Genomic DNA, 25,342 nt, shown 5'->3' with positions numbered 1-25,342 from the left:
ATTCGTTCATATAAAAAGAAGCCAATTATTATTGGCTTCTTTTTATATGAGAAATTAAATTGTTAGTTTATAATTACAAGATTTACATCCATCTAATAGACTATCATTTCGAGTTAATTCCATGTTAGGGAATAGGATTTCAAAAATTCCTTTCATCATATCTCCGTGCATGTTACAAATTTCAGTTGGATGATGAACAGCAACTTCTTTAAATGGACAATTGTGTACATCATAGAAAATTTTTGTTCCATCTGCACTTAATTCAAATGCAGGTGATAAGCCAGCTGTTGAGAAAGCTTCTTTTGCAATTTGAACTTTTTGTTCTACTGTTAAAGCATCTTCACTCACATTTAAACGTTGCATATGTTGTTGCATTAATTCGGCCCCGAATTGTTTTCCTGTTTCGTATAGCGCTTTTTCACCAGCAGCGCCAAGACTAAGTAAAGAATTAAATGCTATTCTTGCTAACAATTGATAATCACGGAATGGAAATTGCAATTGAATAACATCTTCAGATAAGACATATAATCTGCTTGGTCTTCCGCCTTTTCCAGTTTTCTTCGTTTCCGATTTAAGCATATGAACATCTTCTAATTTAGATAAATGTAAACGCGCTACGTTTGGATGAATATCGAATTCATCTGCAATTTCTTGTACAGTTACGTAACTATGTTTTTGCGAAATATATTTATAAATGTAATAACGAGTTGGGTCAGCTAAAACACCTGTAATTTTTAAAGCTTGTTCCATGAGGATCTCCACCTTTATCACTTTATCCAAGATAATAACATTATAATACAGATAAACATGAGTATAGGTAATTTCAGACAATAATTCAGAAATTGTTCATAATTTCACAAACATATTTTTCCTTTTTGTTCTAGTGAAAATGCAAAATTCCAAATTTTTATTGTGCATGTTTTCATGCTATATACATAGTGAGGAGGGAAAAGTGATGAATGGGATTGAAATTTTTGCGAATACAATTTTAAAAGAAGCGTGTAGGGTACAAGCGTCAGATTTACATATTGTGCCCCGGCAGAAGGATGTAGCGGTGCAACTACGTATAGGAAAAGATTTAATGACGAGACAATGTATTGAAAAGGAGTTTGGAGAAAAACTTGTCTCACATTTTAAATTTTTAGCATCTATGGATATAGGAGAGAAACGGAAGCCACAGAATGGTTCGTTGTATTTGCAAATTGATGGACAAGAAGTGTATTTACGCCTTTCAACACTTCCAACAGTATATCAAGAAAGTCTCGTTATTCGCCTTCATTTACAAGCATCTGTTCAGCCCTTATCACATCTTTCGTTATTTCCAAGTACGGCAGCAAAACTACTCTCGTTTTTACGCTATTCACAGGGGCTACTCGTGTTTACTGGACCGACTGGTTCTGGGAAGACAACGACAATGTATGCATTATTAGAGGTAATTAGAAAAAAGAAAACACGTCGCATCATTACACTTGAAGATCCGGTTGAAAAAAGAAGTGACGATGTATTACAAATTCAAATAAATGAAAAAGCGGGTCTCACATATGAAACAGGATTAAAGGCTATTTTACGTCATGATCCAGATATTATTTTAGTCGGTGAAATCCGTGATGAAGAAACAGCAAAAATAGCTATAAGAGCAAGTTTAACAGGACATTTAGTAATGACAACGCTGCATACGAATGATGCGAAAGGAGCAATCATTCGTTTCATGGATTATGGTATAACGAGGCAAGAGATTGAACAGTCTTTATTGGCTGTAGCTGCACAGCGACTTGTCGAATTGAAATGTCCGTTTTGCAGAGGGAAGTGCTCAACTTTATGTAAATCAATGAGGCAAGTAAGGCAAGCAAGCATTTATGAGCTGCTATATGGGTATGAGTTAAAACAAGCGCTTAAAGAAGCGAATGGAGAATGTGTTACTTACAAACATGAGACTTTAGAATCGTCAATACGAAAAGGATATGCTTTAGGGTTTTTAGAAGATGATGTTTATGTTTAAGAAAACTTGGAGTTTAAGTAATCAAGTAGTATTGTTGAAACATTTAGGAGAATTATTAGAAAAAGGCTACTCTCTTTTACAAGCATTAGAATTTTTACAGTTTCAATTACCTGTAGAAAAGAAAGTACAATTGCAGCGCATGGTTGAGGGATTAAAAGATGGGAAAAGTCTACATGATTCTTTTCATCAGTTAAGGTTTCATCAGGACATGTTAAGTTATTTATTTTATGCCGAGCAACATGGTGATATTTCTTTCGCTTTGCAACAAGGAAGTGCACTTCTTTATAAGAAAGATAAGTATAGGAAAGACATGATGAAAATAATGCAGTATCCTATGTTTTTGGTGTTTTTTCTACTAATCATGCTTTTTATTTTCAACCTCATCTTATTACCTCAGGTTGAAATGGTTTATAGTTCGTTCGGTTCTAATACACCACTACTTACAGAACAAATTTTAAGTGCAATAAAAATGCTACCTTACATTATTTTAACCGCTATTGTAACTGTTATTATTGGATGTAGTTTATATATGTTGTATTTTAGGAAACTTCCACATATTAGACAGGTAAAAATCATGCATCGTATTCCCTTCATCAAAACATTTCTTATTTTAAAGCATTCACATTATTTCGCTACTCAGTTGAGTGGTTTATTAAATGGTGGACTATCAGTATGCGAAGCTTTAACAATAATGATGGAGCAAAGATATCATCCGTTCTTTCAATATGAAGCGAGCCGAATTGAAAGACAATTAATTGGAGGAGAACAGTTACAATCTATCATTGCTAAAAGTGGGTATTACGAGAAAGAACTTTCTTATGTTATTACGCATGGACAAGCAAACGGCAATTTAGCGATTGAATTAGGTGACTATAGCGATCTTATTATGGAAAAGATGGAACGGAAAATTAAACATATGTTAGTTATCATTCAGCCTATTTTATTTACATGTATTGGAGGAATCGTTGTCCTTATGTATTTAGCGATGATTATGCCGATGTTTCAAATGATGAATTCTATTTAGGAGGCATTTGTATGCAGAATGAGGAAGGATTTACTCTGTTAGAGATGCTATTAGTAATGGTTGTCATAACTATATTATTACTATTAATTATTCCGAATGTAGTTACACAGCGCTCATCGATCCAAGGAAAAGGGTGTGCAGCTTACGTGAAATCTATAGAAGCGCAAATACAAGTATATCAATTACAACATAATAAAATTCCATCGTTAAAAGAACTGACAGATGAAAAGTATATTACAATTGATAAGTGTCCGAATGGCGAATCTATTCATATTTCAGATGATGGCACAGTATCAATTAGGACATTGTGAAACAACAAGGGTTTACTTTTTTAGAGATGTTACTCGTTTTATTTGCTATTTCTGTATTGAGTATAGTTACGTATTTTAGTGTTCATTCCTTATACGAGCGACAAAAAGTTGAACAATTTTTGAGACAGTTTTCAAATGATATTTTGTATATGCAGCAATTAGCGATAAACCGTCAAAAGCACTATACATTACGTTGGCATAAAGATAGAAATTTGTATGCTATAAAAGAGTTAGGTACAAAGTATTATATCGTCAAGCGAGAGTATGAGGAAGATATACAAATTAATTTGCATACGTTTCCAAATCCGATGACATATAATCCAAGTGGAAATATTAATAGAGGTGGTACGATTATAATTTCGTATCGAAATTATAAATATGAAATTGTATTTCAGCTTGGAAGAGGGAGATTTACGTATCGTGAAATGTCAAAAAGGATCCATAATGGCTGAAATGATTGTATCGTTAAGTGTTTTAATGATGGCTGTATCGTTACTACTACCGCAAACAGTATTAGTTATGCAAGAAAGAAAAAATATACAAATTCGTTATAAGGCATCTGGGTTATTAAAAAAAGAAGCAGCTATATATATGTATGGAAATGAAGAAAGGCGAATAATAGAAAAGAATGTAAATGGAATTGTGTATTACACATATTGGGGAGGCAATGAAGTTTGTACCATATGGAGAGATGTGAAAGACAGAATGGTGGAACAATGCTTTTATGTAGGAGAAAAAATAAATTAGAATGTGGTTTTTCATTAATAGAAATGATTGTATGTCTGTTTCTATTATCAATATTTTTTTTGCTCTTTCCCCGCCTACATTTCATTGAAATCGAAAATAAACAGTCAAAAGGATTAAATGATTGGGAGTGGGATGTGTTTTTAGGTCAAACGCAATTGGAGTTTCGTGAAGTATCATCTGGAGAACAGCTAGCATTTGAAAATGGAGAAAGTATTTTAAGATTCCGATCGCGTAATGGGAGTGAAGTATCATATGAAAAAGAGAATAGTCGTCTTATAAGAAAGGTAAATAGGCGCGGGAGAGAAGTTGTTTTACAAAATATTGGAACGGTTTCTTACAAACTAACACCTCATATACTCATTATAAATGTGAAAGATACTAGTGGGAAAATATATGAAGGGGTAGTTATGCGATATAGTGAAATGGAAATGAATGTATGAGAGGGCAAAATGGGTTTACAATGCCTGGAACGATCATCTTTCTTATTTTATTAACTTCTTTTTTTATATACGAAACCAATATGTTGCTTACAGATAAAAATTTTTATATGGAAATAGAACAAAAGTTTTTACTGGATGAATTACTTAACCGATCTATTACAGATATAAAAAAAGACTTACAGCAAAAAGAAAAAGAAGGTGCATTTTTCTTTCAGTATGAAAAGGGAGAAGCGAGTGGGAATTATGTTTTTGAAAATGATTCAATTCTCGTTGCGTTGCAGTGCACACTCAAACAGGAAGCTTTCTATACGGTGAGTTTTCGGTATAGAAAAAAGGATGGGAAAATAGTGGATTGGATAGAAGGATAATATGTAAAATATATATAGATCAACCAGGATTTTCTATTGTAAATTGAATTGATTTTTTAGAGGAAATGGATAAATATAATGATTAAAAGTTTAAATTTTCTCAAAAAAGAGAAAGGTAGAAAGAATATGATATATTCATGCTATCCAATCATTATTTTTAGGGAGAATAGGGAAATGACAAACAACAATCAAATAGATGAAAATAAGGAACAAACTATTTTTGATCATAAAGGAAATACGATTATGACAGAAGATAGAGAAATACACATTATTTCAAAATTCGAAGAACCTCTTATTGTCGTATTAGCAAATGTACTAAGTGATGAAGAGTGTGATGAATTGATTGAAATGTCTAAAAATAAAATGAAGCGTTCTAAAGTTGGTTCATCACGTGATGTAAATGATATTCGAACAAGTAGCGGTGCATTTTTGGAAGACAATGAACTTACTTCAAAGATTGAAAAACGAATTTCATCTATCATGAATGTTCCTGCGTCGCATGGAGAAGGGTTGCACATTTTAAATTATGAAGTGGATCAACAATATAAAGCACACTATGATTATTTTGCGGAACATAGTAGATCAGCTGTTAACAATCGTATTAGTACGCTTGTAATGTATTTAAATGATGTAGAAGAAGGCGGGGAAACGTACTTCCCGAAATTAAATCTTTCTGTACACCCTAGAAAGGGAATGGCAGTATACTTTGAGTATTTTTATCAAGATCAATCACTAAATGAGCTTACGTTACACGGAGGGGCACCTGTAACGAAAGGCGAGAAATGGATTGCAACGCAGTGGGTGAGAAGAGGTACTTATAAGTAAAAGCGAGTGTTACGTTTTGTTCTTCATAGTATAAGAACAAAACGTTTTTTTATTAAACAAAGTAGCATCTTTCGTTATAATAACAATTAATAAATGACGATTGAGAGGACAGAAAATGAAATCTATATACATAACCGGCTATATGGGAGCAGGGAAAACAACAATTGGAAAAGCATTAAGTAAAGAACTTCAAATGGATGTTGTAGATACTGATCAAAAAATCGAAGAGAAGCAAGAGAAGGCAATTCGAAATATTTTTGCCGAAGAAGGCGAAATGGCTTTTCGGGAATATGAAAGCGAAATGTTACGTTCGCTACCAGTCCATAATGTCATTATTACAACTGGTGGGGGAATTATTGAGCGAGCGGAAAATCGCAAGTGGATGAAAGAGAACGGAACTGTCGTGTATTTATATTGTGATCCGCATGTAATTGCAGAAAGGCTTCGTGAAGATACGACACGTCCACTATTTCAAAAGAAAGATATAGATGCATTTGTAACGAAATTTGAATCACGCCGAGCTTATTATGAAGAGGCTCATATTCATATCGATACGACAAATAAGTCTGTAAAGCAAATTATGAATGAATTAAAGGAAAAGATTAATGTATAAAAAAGTGGACATACTAATCAAGTAGAGGTGATGATAATATGTCTACTAATGATTATGTTCGCTTTGTGACGCAGCAGTTTGTGTCGTATATGGATGCTCCAAAAGAAGATCGAAAACAAAAGAAAGAACAACGCCGTGCTGAAAAAGAGCCATTTATGAATAAGTGGTTTGGTGTTATGCCGTTGAGTGCTGCTTTGTTTTATCGAAATGTAAAAAGTAAAAGAAAAAAATCAAGTTAAATTTTAGTCATATGTCTAGCAAAATAAAGATCCCCTAGTGTCGTAATACACTAGGGGATCTTCATTTACTGCACGGATTCTTGTTCTTCAGTAACGGCATGTATTTTATTGTTCACCCATACGAACCCTATTCCGATACAAATAGAAATGCCCCAGCCGACAGCGGTCATAATCGCTCTCATTTCACCATAGCCATCTACACCAAAAACAGAGATGAAATAAATTTTTAAAAAGCTTTTTAATATAAATTGCAGCCCGAAAAATAACGTTAAATATTGCAGTGCTGGATATATACGACTATCACGATAAAGCTCACGACTTTTATCGCGGTCATGGCCTTGCAGTGCGGCAATATCCGCAGCGAAATATAACATAAGTGGTTTTTTTATAAAAATTGTACAGATGACGATAATACCGAGTACGATGTGATAATATGCATCATTCCACAACATTCGTTCAGCTGACCCAGATAATAAATCTACCGTTGTATTAGAAATGAGTGTAATTAAAATAAAGAACCCTGTCACGTTAAACTGTTTTTCTTTTTTAAAGGTATACAGTGTATAAAGAATCCCGGGAACAGAGGAAAGTAACATCGCGTAATAAGGATCGATATAAGGTTTTGCAAATTTCCAAATGAGGAATGGGATTACGAGATAAAAGACAAGATCTAATATAGCTTTTTTATTTTGATTCATACAAAGCCTCCTTAAGTCATACATATATTTTATAATATAATTTCTGAAAATTGTATAAGGTTTAATGGGAAAAGAAAAAATATATCAATTTTCGAGGGGGTAGTAAATTGAAAAAAATTGCCCCTAGCGTAGTAAGTTTTTTTAGTATATAATAAAGGAAACGCTTTCATTTTTGATTTGTTCACAAAATGGACGGAAAATCACATATTTACTATCGATATGTTGCTTTATAATGAAACTAATTAAATATACATGCATACAATATTGTGAAATAAATAACATAAATAATTTATATAAATGTAAACGTTATCAAAAGAGAGAGGTGGAGACAATGAGTAAATTTTTCTTCAATCATAATCCAGCAACAGTAGAGGATGGAAGGCTTGTTAAATATGCTGAAATTATTTATGGAGAAGGTGGCCGTTCTGTATTAGAAAATTTAATGGTGAAGGCATCTATCAGGTTGCGTGATCGTTATCCGAATAAATCTGACGAGCAGATATCGAACCTAGTAAATAAAGGCATCCATGATATGTTTCAAAAATATGTGAGCGAGTAAGAGTAGCCGATGGCTGCTCTTATTTTTTTGCATAAGGATGGTGTCTCTAGCTGAAAATAAACATGTATTTTGAAAAACGTAAAAAGGAGTGGGAAAGATGAGCAATGGGATTGGACGTTCGAAAGAAAATCTTCCAACTGATGCAAATCATGTAAGCGCAAAGGATCGTGCGTATCAAAAACGTATGGCAAAGCAAAAACAACAAGAGCGTAATGAGGATAGAGAGTAACTCAAAATAAAGCTCCTTCTAAAGCAGAAGGAGCTTCTTCAAGATAGAAAATGATTCGCGGTAACATAAAAGAGTCCACCGTTAATAATTTGCACTGTAATACGTGGTTCATACTGTTCTTGCAGAGCTTGTTTTTCAATTTCATAGCTCTCAGGAAGTTCTTCACTTTCTTCATAAAAACGGTTTAAAAGGTCTAAATCATGATTCCAACGCACTCTTGCTTCTTTCGCCCACGTATGGTCATCTTCTGCAATTATATTTTTTAAAGCGTCTTCTATACGTTGTAAACCACTTTGAGGTTTAATGATGGGCGAGAGTGTAAAACAAAAATCAGGTATTTTTGGTGTGAGTTTAATGTTAGTTAATGTTTCATGAAAGTTTGCCATCATTGTTCCAGAAATGAGATGAATACCAATGGAGTGAAGGATGTCTTTTTTTCGATCACATTGATAGGAAACTTTTATATTAATACCAAGCCAAGGGTGGAGCGGTGTATGTGTTGCCCCATTATGTCTTACATCCTCATATAAACGTATGTAAGAGCCTAATTCTTTTGTCGTTTGGAAAATTTGATGTAGACGTGGTGAACCGTAGTGAATAAGCTCACCATCATTTTCTTCATTTTCTGGATTTGTAATAAGAGTAAGGCGCATCGGATTCGGTACGCCTCCTGTTTTCTCAAGATAGTGCCAATAAAAAGGACGATTCATTAATAATTTATCCATCTCAATTGTTAACTGTACATCTAATAAATGAGGAGAACGTTCTAAAATTTCGCAGTTATTCGCCTCAAAGAAATTGTATAAGTAATTATGAATTTCATGTTGCTGCATAGCCTTGCACCTCAGCTTCATTTCGTTTCGCAAAGTCTATAATAGATGTTAAGTTTTCCATCTTAATTCGGATTTCTCCTTCGCTTTTTGATTGCGCAAATATTTCTTGAATGTGCGCGTCGATGTTTTTCATATTAATTCTCGTTAAAATTTCATCAAGTTCACCGATAACGCGCTCAAATAAATTGATTTTTTCATATAATAATTTCAAAATATGTTCTTCAACAGTGTGCTTTGTAGCTAAGTTATAAATATGAACATCATTCTTTTGACCAAGGCGGTGAATACGTCCGATTCTTTGCTCGAGACGCATTGGATTCCATGGCAAATCATAATTGATCATATGGCTACAAAACTGTAAGTTAATCCCTTCACCACCAGCTTCAGTTGCAATTAATACTTGTGCGTGGTTTTGGAAAAGCTCCTTCATCCAATCTTTCTTCCCGCGTTTAAATCCGCCGCGGAATGGAACGGAAGAAATACCGTGTTGTTGTAAAAACCATTGTAAGTACATTTGTGACGCTCGATATTCTGTGAAGATAACGACTTTATCGTCAATTTCTTTTATAAGCTCAAGAGCTTTATTCGCTTTTGAATTGAAAGGAATATGATTAATTTTGTCCATTAGCACATCGATATGTGGATCTTTTATATAATGTTCATTTTCTTTCTGTCTTTTTTCTACATGCTTTTTCAATGAATAGTAAACAGCCTCACGACTACTGCACGCTTCCCGTTTTAAAGTTAACGATGAGAAAGCAGATGTGAAGGCGTCTTGTCCTCGCCAATTTTCGATATCATTATATAGAGCTTGTTCTTGTTCATTGAACTCAACAAAAATTGTACGTACATGTCTCTTCGGCCAATCGATACCGGTATTATGTCGTCTATTTCGCACCATTACTTTGTTAATGAGAGCTTTTAAGTCTTCATCTGATTCGGCTGAACGATTTTTGGAAGCGTAATATTCTTCAAAGTTGGATTGATTGCCTAAATGTCCTGGCTTTAATAAAGAAACAAGGTTAAAAATTTCATCAATCTTATTTTGAACAGGAGTAGCGGTTAGTAATAAACAAAACTTCTTTTTTAATCGTTGTGCAAATTCATAGTTTTTTGTTTTATTATTTTTCAGTTTATGTGCTTCATCGATAATAATAAGGTCATATTCTAAGTTCAACACGATATCGCGATGTGGTGAACGTTTCGCAGTATCAATTGATGATACGATTACGTCAGCTTGTTCCCACGAGTAGCTTTTCTTTTGTGCTACAGCGGGAATGAAAAACTTTGTATTTAGCTCGTATGCCCATTGTGATACGAGAGAAGCTGGGACAAGTATAAGTACCTTTTTCACAAGCCCGCGGACCATGTATTCTTTCAAAATAAGTCCAGCTTCAATTGTTTTTCCAAGACCTACTTCATCTGCTAGAATCGCTTTACCATTCATTTGTTCAATCACATTTTGAGCGACTTCTAATTGATGCGGAAGCGGCGTGAAATGGGATAAATGTTTTGGTGCTTGTAGTCCATCAAAAGTAGGAACAAGTAACGATTTTTCTGTTTCATAAGCTAAGTGATATAAATCCCAGTTTGTCCAAGGACCATCTTCATCAATTCTATTTAAAAAATTGTTTTGCCAAGTCCGATCTACGGAAATATCGACATTCATTACGACTCTCCCACCTTTTATAAACTAAAGTAATTATTTTTTAATGTATGATGATGTGCCTTAAAAGAAGGCATGATTATCGTTATTAAAGGCTATATGATAGACAATAATAAAGTATTAAATCTCAAAAGCTGTATTTATTGAGTTTTAACATAAAAAATTCTAAATTATTTTTTATGCTAGAATATTGATGAAATATAGCGAATGATGTTAGGATAATGGTGTGAAATGTGTGGAATCTTTCGTATTTTATCCAAGAAAGTGATTTTTTATTTACGCTTTCATAAAAAAATATAATGAGATTCCGTATATCCTATCTTTTCAGAATGAAAATGTTTAGAAAAGGGAAGCAACTTTTATTGATTTGTCAAAGCATAAGGGGGAGAGAGCATGATTACATTACAACGTACACCGTTATTTGATGTATACGCGAAGTATGGTGGGAAAACAATCGACTTCGGTGGTTGGGAATTACCAGTTCAATTTTCAAGCATTAAAGAAGAACACGAAGCTGTACGTACAGCGGCAGGTTTGTTCGATGTGTCTCATATGGGAGAAGTTGAAGTAAAAGGTGTAGATAGTTTAGCATTTTTACAACGTGTTGTTACAAATGACGTATCTACCTTAAAGGTAGGGGGCGCACAATATACAGCTATGTGCTACGAAAATGGTGGTACAGTAGATGATTTATTAATCTACAAACGTGGTGAAGAAGACTATTTATTAGTAATCAATGCATCAAATATAGAGAAAGATTACGAATGGTTAGCAAGTCATGTAATTGGCGATGCGACAGTAGTCAATGTTTCTAGTGAAGTTGCACAGCTTGCAATTCAAGGACCAAAAGCAGAAGGCATTTTACAAAAAGTTGTGTCAGAAGATTTGAAAGAAATTAAGTTCTTTAAATTTAAAAACAATATTCTTGTAGATGGAATTCCAGCACTTGTATCTCGTACAGGTTACACAGGTGAAGATGGATTCGAAATTTACTGTAAGAGTGAAGATGCTGCAAAACTTTGGGAGAAACTTCTTGAAGTTGGAGCAGAAGAGGGCTTAAAAGCATGTGGTTTAGGTGCTCGTGATACACTTCGATTCGAAGCAACATTACCACTTTATGGACAAGAATTATCAAAAGATATTACACCGATTGAGGCTGGAATTGGCTTTGCGGTAAAAACAAATAAAGAAGCAGACTTCTTTGGAAAAGCAACGTTAAAAGAGCAAAAAGAAAACGGTGCGCCTCGTAAATTAGTCGGCATCGAAGTAATCGAACGTGGAATTCCTCGTACGCATTACCCTGTATTTATTGGTGAAGAAAAAATTGGGGAAGTAACGAGTGGTACACAATCTCCAACGTTAAAGAAAAGCATTGGTTTAGCACTAATTGATGTAAAATACGCAGCAGTTGATACAGAAGTAGAAATTGAAATTCGTAATAAACGCGTCAAAGCAGTAGTTGTTCCAACACCATTTTACAAACGTTCAAAGTAACGGGGAGAGGGGTAGATTTCATGTTGCATCGTTATCTTCCAATGACAGAAGAAGACAAAAAAGAAATGTTACAAACGATCGGCGTTCAAACGATCGATGAATTATTCTCTGATATTCCAGAGAGTGTTCGTTTTAAAGGGGATTTAAAAATTAAAGAAGCAAAATCAGAGCCAGAGCTTTTAAAAGAGCTATCTCAAATGGCTAGTAAAAATGCTAACTTAAAAGAATACGCTTCTTTCTTAGGAGCAGGCGTATACGATCATTATGCTCCAGTAATTGTAGATCATGTTATTTCTCGCTCAGAATTTTATACAGCTTACACACCATACCAACCGGAAATTTCACAAGGGGAATTACAAGCAATCTTTGAATTCCAAACAATGATTTGTGAATTAACAGGAATGGATGTAGCAAACTCTTCTATGTATGACGGGGGTACAGCTTTAGCTGAAGCGGCAATGTTAGCAGCTGGCCATACTCGCAAAAAGAAAATTCTTGTATCTAGCGCGGTTCATCCAGAATCAAGAGCAGTACTTGAAACGTATGCAAAAGGTCAAAATCTTGAAGTTGTTGAAATTAATCATAAAGATGGTGTAACAGATTTAGACGTATTACAAAGTGAAGTAGATGATACAGTTGCTTGTGTAATCGTTCAATATCCAAACTTCTTCGGACAAGTTGAAAAATTAGCTGATATTGAAAAAATCGTTCATCAACAAAAATCATTATTTATCGTTTCTTCAAATCCATTATCATTAGGCGCATTAACACCACCAGGGAAATTTGGTGCTGATATTGTAATCGGTGATGCACAACCATTTGGTATCCCAACGCAGTTTGGTGGACCGCACTGTGGTTACTTTGCAACAACGAAAGCATTTATGCGTAAAATTCCAGGACGTCTTGTTGGACAAACTGTAGATTCAGATGGTAAACGTGGATTTGTATTAACGTTACAAGCACGTGAACAGCATATTCGCCGTGATAAAGCGACATCTAACATTTGTTCAAACCAAGCGTTAAATGCATTAGCAGCTTCTGTTGCAATGACGGCACTTGGCAAACAAGGTGTGAAAGAAATGGCACGTCAAAACATTTCTAAAGCACAATATGCAAAACGTCAATTTGAAGCGAAAGGCTTTACTGTAACATTTGCTGGACCATTCTTCAATGAGTTTGTTGTAGATTGCAAACGTCCAGTGAAAGAAGTAAACGATGCATTATTACAAAAGAATATTATCGGCGGTTACGATCTAGGCCGTGATTATAAAGAGCATGAAAACCATATGCTTGTAGCAGTAACTGAGCTTCGTACGAAAGAGGAAATTGACACACTTGTAAACGAAATGGGGGCTATCCAATGAAGAACCAAGACCAAGCACTTATCTTTGAAGTGACTAAAGCAGGACGCGTAGGATATAGCTTACCCAAATTAGATGTAGAAGAAGTGAAACTAGAAGATGTGTTTGAGAGCGATTATATTCGAGTAGAAGATGCAGAGCTACCAGAAGTATCTGAACTTGATATTATGCGCCACTATACAGCACTTTCAAACCGTAACCACGGTGTTGATTCTGGATTCTATCCACTTGGATCTTGTACGATGAAATATAATCCGAAAATTAATGAGAGTGTAGCTCGTTTCGCAGGATTTGCAAATATTCATCCACTGCAAGATGAAAAGACAGTACAAGGTGCAATGGAATTAATGTACGACTTACAAGAGCATTTAATCGAAATTACAGGTATGGATACTGTTACTTTACAACCAGCAGCTGGTGCACACGGAGAATGGACAGGTTTAATGTTAATTCGTGCATACCATGAAGCAAATGGTGACTTTAACCGTACGAAAGTAATTGTGCCTGACTCTGCTCACGGAACGAATCCAGCATCTGCAACTGTAGCTGGTTTTGAAACAATTACAGTAAAATCAAATGAAAATGGCCTTGTTGATTTAGAAGACTTAAAACGTGTTGTCAATGAAGAAACAGCAGCACTTATGTTAACAAATCCTAATACATTAGGTCTATTTGAAGAAAATATTTTAGAAATGGCAGAAATCGTCCATAATGCAGGCGGTAAATTATACTATGATGGTGCAAACTTAAATGCGGTATTAAGCCAAGCGCGCCCAGGAGATATGGGATTTGACGTTGTGCATTTAAACCTTCATAAAACATTTACAGGTCCGCATGGCGGCGGTGGTCCAGGTTCTGGTCCAGTAGGTGTGAAAGCTGATTTAATTCCGTACTTGCCAAAACCAATTTTAGAGAAAACGGAAAATGGCTACCACTTTAACTACGACCGTCCAGAAGCAATTGGACGCGTGAAACCATTCTATGGTAACTTCGGTATTAACGTTCGTGCATACACGTATATTCGCTCTATGGGTCCAGATGGACTACGTGCGGTAACTGAGTATGCTGTATTAAATGCGAACTATATGATGAGAAGATTAGCGCCATTCTACGATCTTCCATTCGATAGACATTGTAAGCATGAATTTGTATTATCAGGTCGTCGTCAAAAGAAACTTGGTGTACGTACATTAGATATTGCAAAACGTCTGCTTGATTTCGGTTACCATCCACCAACAATTTACTTCCCATTAAATGTGGAAGAATGTATTATGATTGAGCCGACAGAAACAGAATCAAAAGAAACATTAGATGGTTTCATTGATAAGATGATTCAAATCGCTAAAGAAGTAGAAGAAAATCCAGAAGTTGTACAAGAAGCACCGCATACGACAGTCATTAAACGTTTAGACGAAACGATGGCTGCACGTAAACCAGTTTTACGTTATGCAAAGCCAGCTCCTGTACAAGTTTGATTAGAATAACAAAGGAAGAACTCGCTACGGTGGGTTCTTTTTTTGTATGGATAATTTGTGCAGAAATAGTGAAGAAAATGTTAAAAAAATATGTTTTTTGTTTCATAATGGTGTAAAGATGTAGTTTTATAGGTAGTTTTGTTGAAAAAGTCGGTTTGATAAAAGTATTTATTTTTGTTAGAATTTTATTGAAATTAAGAAGATGTGATGAGGCAAAAATTACTCATTTTTATGTATATGTGAAAAAACGAGCAAGACGGGGGTGAAAGTGTGGGATATCGATGTTATAGAATGGTATACCATTTAGAAAATGGAGAAACAATTAAAGATGTAAAAGAATTTTGCTATCGAGACCAAGGAAAAGTGTTAGAAAGAGTAGCAAATCGTGTAATGGATAATAGAGAAGTGACGGCGATTGATAAACAAGGAACAATCATTTCAATAGCATGTGAGGACATTGTGAAGGTGGAACTTGATTACATAACAGAAAGTTAACCTTGAGTCATATCGAATTATTCGATAAAATAAACTGTTGAATGGTGAAGTGAGAAGAGAGGAGTTTATCATGGGTAGTACAAGACACTTTTATATGTTTATCTTAGCGTTTGTTCTTGTTGTGGCATTAACGATTTACTTAATCGTTGACAGCAGCTGGTACAACACAGTTCATCCGGCATTCCTTCTGTTTATGTATATAGGAATTGCAGTAGTAAGTTTCGGAATGAGAGACGAGATGTTAGATCGCTTTGAAAAGTGATACATATACGAAAGACCAACAGGAAAATGTTGGTCTTTTTTTCTTGCCAAAAATAGGATGATGTGTATATACTGTGTATATAAGGTATATACAGTATATACACACACTGGAGGAAAACATGAATATTATTATTTCGAATTCTTCCCAAGACCCTATTTATGTGCAAATAAGAAAACAATTAAGCCAGCTTATTTTAAATGGTGGTTTAAAGGGTGGAGACCAATTACCGTCTATTCGTAGCTTAGCGAAGGAATTGCAAATTAGTGTAATTACAACGAAGCGTGCGTACGAGGAGCTTGAAAAAGAAGGATATATAGAAACTGTTGCTGGGAAAGGGACTTATGTTTCACGTAAAAATAATGAACTATTAAAAGAACAGCGGCTACGTCTATTTGAAAGTAAGACTGAAGAAATCGTAAAAGAAAGTAAAGTGTTGCAACTTTCACTTGAAGAATTGCAGCAGATGATTGCGTGTTTATATAAGGGGGAATAAGAGATGTTAGAGCTAAAAAATGTTTGTAAAAGTTATGAAGATTTCGCAGTGAAAAATATAAGTTTTGCATTACCACGAGGATATATTATGGGGTTTGTCGGACCAAATGGTGCTGGGAAAAGTACAACGATCAAAATGATTATGAATTTAATTAGAAAAGATAGCGGCGATATAAAAATTTTTGGCAAAGACAATAAGAAAGCCGAAAAGGACATAAAACAAAACATTGGTTTTGTATATGATGAAAATCATTATTACGAAGATTTAACGTGTGAACAAATGAAACGTATTATTGCACCGTTATATAAAAAGTGGGACGAAAATCAATACCAATCGTATATGCACAGATTGCAAGTTCCAAAGTATAAAAAAATTAAAGAGCTATCTAAAGGGATGAAAATGAAGTTTGCGATTGCCATCGCACTTTCACATCATGCTGAGTTCATTATTATGGATGAACCAACAGCAGGATTAGATCCAGTTGTTCGAAGTGAATTACTTGATATGTTGCAAGAAATTGTAATGGAAGATGAAGTATCTGTATTATTCTCAACCCACATTACAACGGATTTAGAACGTATTGCAGATTATATTACGTTTATCAACGATGGAGAAATTATATTTACTGGTGAAAAAGATGAATTAATGGAGAACTACGTAATCGTAAAGGGAAGCAATGATTTATTAGATCGAGAAGGAAAAGAATTATTTGTTGGATTACGAAAAAATAAATTTGGTTTCGAAGGTTTAGCGAAGGATAAACAAGCAATTATCGATTGGTTTGGAAATGAGGTTGTAATAGAAAAGCCTACATTAGACGATATCATCGTTTACACTGCGAAAGGGAGAGGTGCTTATGCGTCAGCTCATCTATAAAGATTTGTTCTTTTTTCGGGTTACGTGGTTAGTCTATTTTATTATGCCCCTTGTTTTCTTTGGATTAGAGCCAGATGGTGAATTGTTATTTCCGATGAGTTGCTTACTCATAACGATATCATCTTCTATGATACTAATAGCGATGGATGAAAAAAATAAAAGTGATGTTATTATAAATAGTTTACCTGTTGGACGAAAGGATATCATTATTGCTAGATATATTTCGGGTGTAATATTCATTGTAGGTGGCATGATTTCTACTATGCTAGTTGTTTTTCTTATAAGAGGTATCGCTGTCATTGGTGATATTGGAGCTTATCATCCCAATTTGTATATTGAAATTCCTTGGTATGTAGTAGTCAGAGGTGCTGTATATTCTTTAGTTTATATTACAGCATTATTCCCGAGTTATTATGGGACAAAATCAAAAATAGTACGTGGAATATTTACAGGTGGAGCCGCTGGAATAGGTGTTATTGTTGGAATGTTTATTGGTGACGGAGAAAGCGCTACGGCATCATTCATTGATTGGATTGTGAATCCATTACATCTTGGTGTATTTATAGTTGGATTCATTACATTAGTTAGTATTTATATCGCTTCTATGTTTCTTACAATTAAAATTTATGAAACGCGTGATTTATAGAGAGGAGAATTTATATGCAGCAATTGATTTTGAAGGAGTGTTTCTTGCAGAAGAAGATGTTTCCTTTATATTTTTTAATACCTATTTTCTCTGTTTTTAGGAATCCAGTCCAACCGATGGGGATTGCAATAGGGTTATTTATAACATGTAGTACGATTATATATATTTCTTTTTATTATGAAGAGAAAAGTAAAACAGAAAAAATATTAGTGAGTCTGCCTATAACGAGAAAAGAGATAGTTATAGCTAAATATATTTCAAGTTCATTATTTATTATGGCTGGTTTGAGTACAACTTTTATAGTCATAATATTAGGAAATATTCTATTGAACAGAGATATAGTTATGCCTGGATATGCAGTACTTTCAGCAATAGTAGCAACTTTAATCTATTGTGTTGTAACGATACCTGCTAATTACATTGGAGGATATAAAGCTACTTCTGTTTTGAATGTTATTATGATTTTGCCTTTAACAGGTATGATTGGCCTTATGTGCAATATTTTTGGTGATAAAACAATTATGCTAAAAGTACTCCACTCTCAAGAGGCTACACTAGCAATGGGTGTTCTTGGTACTGGAGTGTTAGTAAGTATAGTCATATCAATGTTTCTCTCAATGAAAATGTTTCAAGAGGCAGAGTTATAGAAGGGATATTTTCATATTAGGAGGGGGAATACATGGTCAAGCAACTAATTTTAAAAGATTTCATCATTCAATGGAAATTTTTAATTTGGTACATACTGTATCCTGTTTTCTTTTATATGGCCTTAACAGATACGGAAAATCTGTTCATAATTATGTCAGTAATTATTACAATTGGGGCAACAGTAAAAACATTTGAAGCAGATAGTAAAAATGAGAGTGAAGTCATAGTGAATAGTTTCCCAATATTGAGAAAACAAATTGTGTATGCGAAATATATAGTAGCAATTATTATTCTTTTTATAAGTGTAACGGTCGGTTGTTTCACGATGGGAATGAAGAGTGGGGTTAACTTATTTGAATTTATTGAAACGACAATGGTTGCTAGTATTAGCTTTATTTTAGTGTATTTAAGTTTGGTTTTACCACTATCCTTTTGGCTAGGGTATAAGAAAACTATTTTTATTGCGATTTTTATACTAATAACACCTATGGCTGTTTCTACTATTTTCTTTGGAATCAACCTAGAACAAATTCAGCTATATAACAGCTTGTTATTCATTGGTTCAATATGCATGTTCATAGCATCTATCTTCGTTGCAGTAAAAGTATATGAAAAAAGAGAATTTTAGAAGGTGCCTTAAAAAAGGCACCTTCTTCAATAACGACAATACGAGAGCAGTAGTTTATAAAAAGAAACGCTATTTGGTACATCTTTCGGAGTATGTAATATAAAGCTGAAAACGATGATGAGAATAAGAAATAGGAAAAATAAAAATAGGATTTGCTTATGTATAGAATTTTGCATATTATTCACTCCTTTTTTAGGTAGTATGTCCAAAAGAAAGGAGTGTATGAAAAATTTTAGGAGGGGAGAATGATGAACAAAAGAAAATGGTTATATAGAATAGGGGTACTTTTTGTTTCAATCGGTCTCATATTAGCGAATTTTTATTCAGACATACCATCACCGTTTCCTAATTTGCATAAAGGGATTTGCATAAGTATTGTCATAGGTGGTCTACTTTGTCTTATTGCATCTAACTTTTATAGAAAATCTGAATGAATAAAAAAAAGGACAGTTACTCTTTTTTAGAAGAACTGTCCTTTTTAAATAACTTATTCCATAGTTTGGCGATACTCCATATAATGACAATTGCAATGGAGGCGATAATGGACCAAACAATCGATATAATTTCAAGTGTCATGTTAGGAAGGAATGTGAGAATGGATAATACTTTATGAAACAATGATTCTATTATATGAAAACTTATTTGTAATAGAATTACGATACCAAGTGTGATCCATGCTAATATTTTCTTTCCTTTTTCTTTCCACATGACATTCACCTCACGTTAGCTTAATAGTTTTAAGCCAACAGCGCCGCATAAAATGCAGCTTAAGAAAGCAAGACGACGCCAATCCGCTGATTCTCGAAAAATGAGAATGCCTAGAAGTGCACTTCCAGCAGTTCCGATTCCAGTCCAAATCGCGTAAGCAGTTCCCATCGGTAACGTGTTCATCGCAAGAGATAAGAAGAAGAAGCTTACGCCGAAGTTAGCGATTAAAATAACTTTTGGTGCCCAGCCTTTCTTTTCAGTGGCTACTTTCATAAAGAGTACACCAATAATTTCACAAATACCAGCCAGAATTAAAAATACCCAAGCCATTTTATGCAGCCTCCTTCGTTTCTTTTTCTTCTGTTACTCGTTTTAGACCAATTACTCCGAAGAAGATTAAACCGATTAATAAAACTTTTACAATAGAGAAAGGTTCTCCGAAGATGAAAATCTCTGTAAGAACGATTCCACCAGCTCCGATTCCTGTGAAGACTGCGTATACAGTGCCGACAGGTAAATCTTTATAAGCTCTAAATAATAAGACGAAACTAATTGTAATTAATAGAGCAACACCAGCCCACTCAAGTGGTGCCTCCGCTTTTTTTAGTCCAATCACCCAAAAGATTTCAATAATACCAGCGATGATTACATAAATCCATGCCATATGTCATTTCTCCTTCCTACCAGTCGTTAGGTAAAGGGCTTAAAAACGACGCATTGCAAAGGAGCAATCCGTCAGTTTGAAAGTCCGCGCCAAAATACTTTCCAAGAAGCGTCTAAACGTGTCTCAAAACGATTTAAACCTGCGTATAATAGTTCAACCATAAGACCGTCGAGTAAGCATAGAAAAGCCTCTAAGGCGTCTTTTACTTCAATGTTATGCAGCTCATCTTGTTCGCTTGCTCTTTTAAATACAGGGAATAAAAGTTTTCCGACGTTTTCAATGTGTACATTTGCTTTATTAATAATTTGTTCGCGAAATACATCAGGCGGAAAATAAGAAGTTCGTAACCAAAACATTGATTCTTCACTTTCACCAAATCGTTTTGCATAGCCTTTTAATAATTTTAAAAGCAATTCTTCAGTGGACGAATTGGAAAAGCTTTCGATATCGCCTGTGAAGCTCTGCAAATCTTTTTGAAGAGCAGATTCTAAGCATATGAAATATAGCTCTTCTTTTCCTTTAAAGTGTGCGTAAATCGATGGTTTTTTAATCCCAACTTCTTGAGCAATATTTGCCAATGAAGTTCCTTCATAGCCGTAGCGTGCGAAATGAGAAAGTGCTACAGCTTTAATGCGGTTTGCTGTCATTTTCATCCCCTACCTACCGTTCGTTAGGTTCATTATATGAGATGAAAAATATAATGTCAATAGGTGAAGAACTGAAAAAGAGCGCATTAGGTAACGCTCCTTTTCAGACTGTTTTCCGCTCAATTAAATGGAATGGAAGCTCTTCTGAGTTCCCAGCTAATTGTTCGGCCTGTATTTGTTTATGGAACAAGGTAAAAGCTCGCGATCCCATCGTGAGACCAGGATGTTCAATAGTTGAAATTTCTAATGCTTTTGAAATCTCATGGTTATCGAATCCTAAAATGGCGAGATCTTCAGGGACACGTATACCATGTTTTTTTGCTTCTGTTAGTAAACCGGCAGCTACTTGGTCATTCGCTGTGAAAATAGCAGTTGGACGATTTTTCATATTTAAAATACGATGGAGTATTTGTGCTCCGTCCTGCATTGTATAGCATTGGTGGAAAATCCATTCAGGATGCAACGTTTTCCCTTCGTTACGAAGTGTATCGGCGAACGCTTTTTCACGCTCCATGGAATTTACACTTGTTTTTCTCGCTAAACAAATTCCGATTTTTTCATGGCCTCTACTTAGTAAATAGGTAGTACCGAGACGGAAACCTTCATAATGATCTACGTAGATGGATGAAATGAGGGGATGCTTCATTTTTTCACATGAAATAATAGGGGCAAATTTGGCAAAAGGTTCGATTTGTTCCCAAGAGCTCGTTCGGGAGCAAATAATCATCCCATCAAATTGTTTCATTTTCATCATTTCAAGAACACGAATTTCTTCAAGGCTATCGTAATTTGTTTGGCATAAATTAATGTGATACCCAGCTAATAATGCTTCGTTACCGATTCCTTCAATAATGGTACTGAAGTAGGGGAGGTTAATGAAAGGGAGCATAACGCCAATTGTATATGTTTTCCCTCTTATTAAATGGACAGCATTTATATTTTTTGCGTAGTTTAATTCTTCAACAGCATCTAGAACACGCTTACGCTTTTCTTCTTTTACGTAAGGGTGATTATTCAGGACACGAGAAACAGTTGATATCGATACACCAGCAGTTTTAGCAATTTGTTTTATATTGGCCATATGTATCACCTCTTTCCCTTATTATAAGGGGAAAATAATAAGAAAGAAAAAATCTTGACCTGAAAAGCTTTTCACAAACTATGGTATTAATAAGACTTCTTTTTATTCGCGTAACCTTTTCACTTGGGCGTAAGAATGATAGGGGTCTTTTTTGTTTGCAAAAAGTGTTGTCAAAATGTGTGAGAATAACGTGGAAAGTTTTCAAAGGTGGAGTTTGGTGACAAAGCGAATATGAAGAGCATATAAAGTGAAACTTTAATCAGTGGGCGCCATCCCCCACTGATTATTAGCCCGCACCAATCGGGCCGTTAGTGCGGGATCAACGCTTCGTTCGTTAAGAGAGCGGTATGAAAGGGCGGAAACAAATTGAAAAAAAGAATCATTTGTTTCGTGTTTTCTAGTTTCGTGCTTAGTTCGTGTTCGTTTCAGCAAACGATGCAAGAAGAAAAACACTTTGTGGGAACAACAGGAGGAGCTATGGATCGTGTTACGGATCCTATTCCGTTAAAGGAACTTCCAAAATATTTTCCGGTGAAGTTTAAAGTTCCAACGTTTTTACCGTACGACATTACAAGTGATGTGAAGGGTGAAGTAAGAACGCTTGGGAAAAAGAACGCTGTCTTAACGATTAAATATAAACAGCAGGAGCCAGGTAGAAATGAGTATATTGAGTTAAATGTCGCGAACTTTCCTTATAGTTTTCCGGATCTTGTGGAAGAGAAGCGATTTCAAGAACAAATGAAACTGAATAATGGAACGTCTGCTTATTTTAAAAATAAAGATGATTATGAACGTGGTGACGAATTTGCTACGCTTATATGGAAAGAGAAAGGAATTGAATATCAGCTATTGTATCGGAATGTAGAAGAGAGCGATAAAGACACGATTAAGCAAAATTTATTATACATTGCGAATAAGATGAAATGAAAAAACTAGCTGATTTATTCAGCTAGTTTTTTGTATGTTATTATTTCTTTTTAATTTTGCCTGTCCAAGATTTAAATCCACCTTGTAATTGGTAGAAATCTTTGTAGCCTTGTTTTTTTAAGTATTGCGCTGCACGACCTGTACGGAAGCCGCTTTGGCAGTACAAGTAAACAGGTTGATCTTGACGAAGTTCTTTATGGCGAAGGCGAATTTGTGATAACGGAATGTTACGTGCACCTAAAATGTGCCCTGCGTTATATTCATCTGTTTCACGAATATCGATAAGCTGTGCTTTACGGTAGCCAGCGCGAAATTCTTCTTCTGTAAGAGTTTTAATTAATTTTTTCTGATAGAAGTACATCCATACAGTGTAGCCGATGAATGCTACGATTACGGCTAATAAAATAATCCAAGTTGTTGACACGATTCTATCGCTCCCTTTTTTCTTATCCTACTTTCAATATTATAATGCCCATATGTATTTATGCAACAGATTCATTTGCATATAAGAAGAAATTTCGTATTCTTTCACAAATTTTGTCGAATTTGGTAGACTAGAGAATGTGAAAAATACTTGGTTATATGAGGTGCAGGATGGGAAAAGAAAAATGGTGTTATATTAACTCTGGTCAATGTTCACCGGCATTTAATATGGCGTTAGATGAATGTTTATTAAATTGGCAAAGTGAAAAGAAAATGCCACCAACAATTCGTTTTTATGAATGGGAAGTACCAACATTAACAGTTGGATATTTTCAACGTGTTGAAAAAGATATTAATATGGATGTAGTTAACGAAAAGAAATATGGATTCGTTCGTCGTCAAACAGGCGGCAGGGGTGTACTACATGACAAAGAGTTAACGTATAGTGTTATTGTGTCTGAAGATCATCCGAATATGCCGAAAACAGTTACAGAAGCGTATCGTGTTATTTCGCAAGGCTTATTAGATGGTTTTAAGGCATTAGGGCTAGAAGCATATTATGCAGTTCCAAAAACAGAAGCAGATCGTGAAAATTTAAAAAATCCACGTTCAGGCGTATGTTTTGATGCACCATCTTGGTATGAAATTGTAGTGGAAGGAAGAAAAATTGCTGGTAGTGCTCAAACACGTCAAAAAGGTGTTATTTTACAGCATGGATCGATTCCATTAGAAATTGATTTAGATGAACTATATGATCTATTTTTATTCCCAAATGAACGTGTGAAGGAACGTATGAAAAGTATGTTTTCTTCTAAAGCGGTAGCAATTAATGAATTAACAGACCGTACATTTACGATAGAACAGTTAATTAAAGCTTTTGAAGTTGGCTTTGAAAAAGGATTGGATGTAGAACTTGTTCCATATGAATTAACAGAAGAACAGTTACATGAAGTTCAAACGTTAGCGAAAGAAAAGTATGAAAGTAATGAGTGGAATTATAAAAAATAAGAGATGGCAATTGCCACCTCTTATTTTTTTATAGTAAATTAAGTACTTTTTCTACTTTGATTCCTTTATCTTGTAAAGAACGAAGGCGACTTACAACGTCCATAATTTCTTTGTCAAATGTAACGCTAATACCTTGGCTTTGTAGTTCTTCTTTTAAGCTTTCAATAGAATCATCTATGTCGATGCCAAGCTCGTAATCTTGACAAACTTCAATTGTCTTTTTCACGAGTTTAACATAATTTTCTTGTAGTTTTGAATTTGTTTCAGTCAAAGCAGGCTGCTTCGGTTTTGCAGGGGCAACCGGTGCTGTTTCTTGCTTTGTAACTGGAGTAGGGACTACTTTTTTCACAGGTGCTGGAGTAGTTAGTTCTACAGCCACTTCTACACTTACTGGCTTCGGTGTCGGTACCGGAGTAGGCTTAGGTGCCATAGCAGGTGTTTCCACACGCGTAACAGGCTTAGGAGCGGGTGTAATTGCTTTTGGAGCTTCTACAACTACTTCTTTTTTCGGCGCTGCTTCTACCTGTGTTTCTTCTTGCTCGGCAGCGTCTTTATTTTCTTTACTCCACATAACGCGTTCAATTTCTAGAGAAACATTGTTTTTGTTCATCGCTGTTAATGTAACTTTACCAACTTCAGCGTTTCCAGTGAAATCAACAATTTTATAAATAACACTCTTGTTCCAATCCACGTTTCCGCTCAAAAATAATTCTTCGTTACATTTCGGCGTTAAGCCCTCGATTTTAATTTCTGCGTTTACACCGTTTTCACTATATACCATAATTAGCGAAGCATTTACATCTTCGTCTGCTAACATTAGTTCACGTACCATTTTGCCGGTGCGTACTTGCGTTTTCTTCTTAACTGACATCTAATTTCTCCTCTCAAAAATTCAGTAATAATAAAAAAATCGTATAACGAAAAATAATTGCTCACGAAGATTTATGATACCGAT

Annotated in this window: 37 protein-coding genes; 25 read left to right on the top strand and 12 right to left on the bottom strand. The window is 34.9% G+C overall.

Features of this window, described 5'->3' with window-relative positions; all coding sequences use genetic code 11:
• Positions 1 to 54: 54 nt before the first annotated feature.
• Complete coding sequence (locus tag MHI26_RS21870; protein ID WP_000434108.1) at positions 55 to 750, bottom strand: helix-turn-helix transcriptional regulator; 696 nt, start codon at positions 748 to 750, stop codon at positions 55 to 57.
• Positions 751 to 955: 205 nt separating this feature from the next.
• Between MHI26_RS21870 and comGA the strand changes: the two genes are divergently transcribed.
• The 10 genes from comGA (at position 956) to MHI26_RS21820 (ending at position 6,566) form a co-directional block, all read left to right on the top strand.
• A complete protein-coding gene (comGA, locus tag MHI26_RS21865) occupies positions 956 to 1,999 on the top strand; it encodes a competence type IV pilus ATPase ComGA (RefSeq protein WP_001013181.1) in 1,044 nt (347 codons plus the stop codon).
• On the top strand, positions 1,986 to 3,023 hold the full coding sequence (gene comGB, locus MHI26_RS21860) for a competence type IV pilus assembly protein ComGB (RefSeq protein ID WP_042973412.1): 1,038 nt from the start codon (positions 1,986 to 1,988) through the stop codon (positions 3,021 to 3,023). Before comGA ends, comGB begins: the two co-directional genes overlap by 14 nt.
• Positions 3,024 to 3,034: 11 nt before the next feature.
• Positions 3,035 to 3,334 (top strand): competence type IV pilus major pilin ComGC, encoded by a 300-nt coding sequence (gene comGC / locus MHI26_RS21855; RefSeq protein WP_001178681.1) that lies wholly within the window; start codon positions 3,035 to 3,037, stop codon positions 3,332 to 3,334.
• Positions 3,331 to 3,786, top strand: a complete 456-nt coding sequence (gene comGD / locus MHI26_RS21850) for a competence type IV pilus minor pilin ComGD (protein WP_042972675.1) — start codon at positions 3,331 to 3,333, stop codon at positions 3,784 to 3,786. Before comGC ends, comGD begins: the two co-directional genes overlap by 4 nt.
• Entirely contained in the window at positions 3,779 to 4,081 is a 303-nt protein-coding gene (locus tag MHI26_RS21845; protein ID WP_000829466.1) for a hypothetical protein, read from the top strand. Before comGD ends, MHI26_RS21845 begins: the two co-directional genes overlap by 8 nt.
• Positions 4,051 to 4,521 (top strand): competence type IV pilus minor pilin ComGF, encoded by a 471-nt coding sequence (gene comGF, locus MHI26_RS21840; protein WP_000923095.1) that lies wholly within the window; start codon positions 4,051 to 4,053, stop codon positions 4,519 to 4,521. Before MHI26_RS21845 ends, comGF begins: the two co-directional genes overlap by 31 nt.
• Positions 4,518 to 4,889 (top strand): competence type IV pilus minor pilin ComGG, encoded by a 372-nt coding sequence (gene comGG, locus MHI26_RS21835; RefSeq protein ID WP_001214887.1) that lies wholly within the window; start codon positions 4,518 to 4,520, stop codon positions 4,887 to 4,889. Before comGF ends, comGG begins: the two co-directional genes overlap by 4 nt.
• A gap of 174 nt (positions 4,890 to 5,063) precedes the next feature.
• Complete coding sequence (locus MHI26_RS21830; protein WP_000183838.1) at positions 5,064 to 5,714, top strand: 2OG-Fe(II) oxygenase; 651 nt, start codon at positions 5,064 to 5,066, stop codon at positions 5,712 to 5,714.
• Between the two features lie 115 nt (positions 5,715 to 5,829).
• The gene (gene aroK, locus MHI26_RS21825) at positions 5,830 to 6,327 is read left to right on the top strand and encodes a shikimate kinase AroK (RefSeq protein ID WP_000836655.1); all 498 of its coding nucleotides are present in this window, start codon (positions 5,830 to 5,832) and stop codon (positions 6,325 to 6,327) included.
• A 38-nt stretch (positions 6,328 to 6,365) separates the two neighbouring features.
• The gene (locus MHI26_RS21820) at positions 6,366 to 6,566 is read left to right on the top strand and encodes a YqzE family protein (RefSeq protein WP_000106083.1); all 201 of its coding nucleotides are present in this window, start codon (positions 6,366 to 6,368) and stop codon (positions 6,564 to 6,566) included.
• 65 nt (positions 6,567 to 6,631) lie between these two features.
• Here MHI26_RS21820 and MHI26_RS21815 read toward each other — a convergent pair whose 3' ends face one another.
• Both MHI26_RS21815 and MHI26_RS21810 read right to left on the bottom strand, forming a co-directional pair.
• Positions 6,632 to 7,264, bottom strand: a complete 633-nt coding sequence (locus MHI26_RS21815; protein ID WP_001075116.1) for a VC0807 family protein — start codon at positions 7,262 to 7,264, stop codon at positions 6,632 to 6,634.
• 141 nt (positions 7,265 to 7,405) lie between these two features.
• Positions 7,406 to 7,522, bottom strand: a complete 117-nt coding sequence (locus tag MHI26_RS21810; protein ID WP_001987222.1) for a hypothetical protein — start codon at positions 7,520 to 7,522, stop codon at positions 7,406 to 7,408.
• A gap of 73 nt (positions 7,523 to 7,595) precedes the next feature.
• Between MHI26_RS21810 and MHI26_RS21805 the strand changes: the two genes are divergently transcribed.
• Both MHI26_RS21805 and MHI26_RS21800 read left to right on the top strand, forming a co-directional pair.
• Entirely contained in the window at positions 7,596 to 7,823 is a 228-nt protein-coding gene (locus tag MHI26_RS21805; RefSeq protein WP_000032702.1) for a hypothetical protein, read from the top strand.
• Positions 7,824 to 7,920: 97 nt separating this feature from the next.
• Positions 7,921 to 8,052, top strand: coding sequence for a hypothetical protein (locus MHI26_RS21800; RefSeq protein WP_000064668.1), 132 nt, complete (start codon positions 7,921 to 7,923; stop codon positions 8,050 to 8,052).
• Between the two features lie 38 nt (positions 8,053 to 8,090).
• Here the strand turns inward: MHI26_RS21800 and MHI26_RS21795 are convergent, their stop codons facing one another.
• Both MHI26_RS21795 and MHI26_RS21790 read right to left on the bottom strand, forming a co-directional pair.
• Positions 8,091 to 8,885: a YqhG family protein gene (locus tag MHI26_RS21795; RefSeq protein ID WP_001183965.1), complete on the bottom strand. Its 795-nt coding sequence runs from the start codon at positions 8,883 to 8,885 to the stop codon at positions 8,091 to 8,093.
• Positions 8,872 to 10,554 (bottom strand): DEAD/DEAH box helicase, encoded by a 1,683-nt coding sequence (locus tag MHI26_RS21790; protein ID WP_001100037.1) that lies wholly within the window; start codon positions 10,552 to 10,554, stop codon positions 8,872 to 8,874. The genes MHI26_RS21795 and MHI26_RS21790 overlap by 14 nt, the downstream gene beginning before the upstream one ends.
• 390 nt (positions 10,555 to 10,944) lie before the next feature.
• On the opposite strand from MHI26_RS21790, the gene gcvT reads away from it, so the two are divergent.
• The 11 genes from gcvT to MHI26_RS21735 all read left to right on the top strand — a co-directional run bounded on the left by gcvT (position 10,945) and on the right by MHI26_RS21735 (position 19,363).
• Complete coding sequence (gene gcvT, locus MHI26_RS21785; RefSeq protein ID WP_000631776.1) at positions 10,945 to 12,045, top strand: glycine cleavage system aminomethyltransferase GcvT; 1,101 nt, start codon at positions 10,945 to 10,947, stop codon at positions 12,043 to 12,045.
• 20 nt (positions 12,046 to 12,065) lie between these two features.
• Entirely contained in the window at positions 12,066 to 13,409 is a 1,344-nt protein-coding gene (gene gcvPA, locus MHI26_RS21780; RefSeq protein WP_000903240.1) for an aminomethyl-transferring glycine dehydrogenase subunit 1, read from the top strand.
• Positions 13,406 to 14,881, top strand: coding sequence for an aminomethyl-transferring glycine dehydrogenase subunit 2 (gene gcvPB, locus MHI26_RS21775; protein WP_000795708.1), 1,476 nt, complete (start codon positions 13,406 to 13,408; stop codon positions 14,879 to 14,881). The genes gcvPA and gcvPB overlap by 4 nt, the downstream gene beginning before the upstream one ends.
• Before the next feature lie 291 nt (positions 14,882 to 15,172).
• Complete coding sequence (locus tag MHI26_RS21770) at positions 15,173 to 15,376, top strand: DUF3929 family protein (RefSeq protein ID WP_000262496.1); 204 nt, start codon at positions 15,173 to 15,175, stop codon at positions 15,374 to 15,376.
• Between the two features lie 70 nt (positions 15,377 to 15,446).
• Positions 15,447 to 15,638 (top strand): hypothetical protein, encoded by a 192-nt coding sequence (locus MHI26_RS21765; RefSeq protein ID WP_000535933.1) that lies wholly within the window; start codon positions 15,447 to 15,449, stop codon positions 15,636 to 15,638.
• Between the two features lie 118 nt (positions 15,639 to 15,756).
• A complete protein-coding gene (locus MHI26_RS21760; RefSeq protein WP_061666294.1) occupies positions 15,757 to 16,131 on the top strand; it encodes a GntR family transcriptional regulator in 375 nt (124 codons plus the stop codon).
• Positions 16,132 to 16,134: 3 nt separating this feature from the next.
• Entirely contained in the window at positions 16,135 to 17,007 is an 873-nt protein-coding gene (locus MHI26_RS21755; RefSeq protein ID WP_000891285.1) for an ABC transporter ATP-binding protein, read from the top strand.
• On the top strand, positions 16,988 to 17,653 hold the full coding sequence (locus MHI26_RS21750; protein WP_001249442.1) for an ABC-2 transporter permease: 666 nt from the start codon (positions 16,988 to 16,990) through the stop codon (positions 17,651 to 17,653). The genes MHI26_RS21755 and MHI26_RS21750 overlap by 20 nt, the downstream gene beginning before the upstream one ends.
• Positions 17,654 to 17,667: 14 nt before the next feature.
• Positions 17,668 to 18,300 (top strand): ABC-2 transporter permease, encoded by a 633-nt coding sequence (locus MHI26_RS21745; RefSeq protein WP_001186539.1) that lies wholly within the window; start codon positions 17,668 to 17,670, stop codon positions 18,298 to 18,300.
• A 32-nt stretch (positions 18,301 to 18,332) separates the two neighbouring features.
• Complete coding sequence (locus MHI26_RS21740) at positions 18,333 to 18,929, top strand: ABC-2 transporter permease (RefSeq protein ID WP_061666295.1); 597 nt, start codon at positions 18,333 to 18,335, stop codon at positions 18,927 to 18,929.
• A gap of 248 nt (positions 18,930 to 19,177) precedes the next feature.
• The gene (locus tag MHI26_RS21735) at positions 19,178 to 19,363 is read left to right on the top strand and encodes a hypothetical protein (RefSeq protein WP_001042452.1); all 186 of its coding nucleotides are present in this window, start codon (positions 19,178 to 19,180) and stop codon (positions 19,361 to 19,363) included.
• A 16-nt stretch (positions 19,364 to 19,379) separates the two neighbouring features.
• Here the strand turns inward: MHI26_RS21735 and MHI26_RS21730 are convergent, their stop codons facing one another.
• From MHI26_RS21730 to MHI26_RS21710, 5 genes are all read right to left on the bottom strand, one after another.
• On the bottom strand, positions 19,380 to 19,637 hold the full coding sequence (locus MHI26_RS21730; protein WP_000265369.1) for a DUF3975 family protein: 258 nt from the start codon (positions 19,635 to 19,637) through the stop codon (positions 19,380 to 19,382).
• A gap of 15 nt (positions 19,638 to 19,652) precedes the next feature.
• Entirely contained in the window at positions 19,653 to 19,967 is a 315-nt protein-coding gene (locus tag MHI26_RS21725; RefSeq protein ID WP_000312623.1) for a DMT family transporter, read from the bottom strand.
• Between the two features lies 1 nt (position 19,968).
• Positions 19,969 to 20,301 (bottom strand): DMT family transporter, encoded by a 333-nt coding sequence (locus MHI26_RS21720; RefSeq protein ID WP_000312340.1) that lies wholly within the window; start codon positions 20,299 to 20,301, stop codon positions 19,969 to 19,971.
• A 71-nt stretch (positions 20,302 to 20,372) separates the two neighbouring features.
• Positions 20,373 to 20,954, bottom strand: coding sequence for a TetR/AcrR family transcriptional regulator (locus tag MHI26_RS21715; RefSeq protein ID WP_061666296.1), 582 nt, complete (start codon positions 20,952 to 20,954; stop codon positions 20,373 to 20,375).
• A gap of 97 nt (positions 20,955 to 21,051) precedes the next feature.
• Positions 21,052 to 22,029: a LacI family DNA-binding transcriptional regulator gene (locus MHI26_RS21710; RefSeq protein WP_001273988.1), complete on the bottom strand. Its 978-nt coding sequence runs from the start codon at positions 22,027 to 22,029 to the stop codon at positions 21,052 to 21,054.
• Positions 22,030 to 22,419: 390 nt separating this feature from the next.
• Between MHI26_RS21710 and MHI26_RS21705 the strand changes: the two genes are divergently transcribed.
• A complete protein-coding gene (locus MHI26_RS21705) occupies positions 22,420 to 22,956 on the top strand; it encodes a hypothetical protein (RefSeq protein WP_042973414.1) in 537 nt (178 codons plus the stop codon).
• Positions 22,957 to 22,996: 40 nt separating this feature from the next.
• On the opposite strand, the gene MHI26_RS21700 is transcribed toward MHI26_RS21705, so the two are convergent.
• Positions 22,997 to 23,380: a rhodanese-like domain-containing protein gene (locus MHI26_RS21700; protein ID WP_000108654.1), complete on the bottom strand. Its 384-nt coding sequence runs from the start codon at positions 23,378 to 23,380 to the stop codon at positions 22,997 to 22,999.
• Between the two features lie 170 nt (positions 23,381 to 23,550).
• On the opposite strand from MHI26_RS21700, the gene MHI26_RS21695 reads away from it, so the two are divergent.
• Entirely contained in the window at positions 23,551 to 24,387 is an 837-nt protein-coding gene (locus MHI26_RS21695; protein ID WP_000514081.1) for a lipoate--protein ligase family protein, read from the top strand.
• A 28-nt stretch (positions 24,388 to 24,415) separates the two neighbouring features.
• On the opposite strand, the gene MHI26_RS21690 is transcribed toward MHI26_RS21695, so the two are convergent.
• On the bottom strand, positions 24,416 to 25,258 hold the full coding sequence (locus MHI26_RS21690; protein ID WP_000111892.1) for a hypothetical protein: 843 nt from the start codon (positions 25,256 to 25,258) through the stop codon (positions 24,416 to 24,418).
• Positions 25,259 to 25,342: the final 84 nt, after the last annotated feature.

It is taken from the genome of Bacillus sp. FSL K6-1218 (assembly GCF_038006445.1).
In the GTDB taxonomy this organism is placed as follows: Bacteria; Bacillota; Bacilli; order Bacillales; family Bacillaceae_G; genus Bacillus_A; species Bacillus_A thuringiensis_S.
This window is presented reverse-complemented; position numbering and strand designations above follow the sequence as displayed.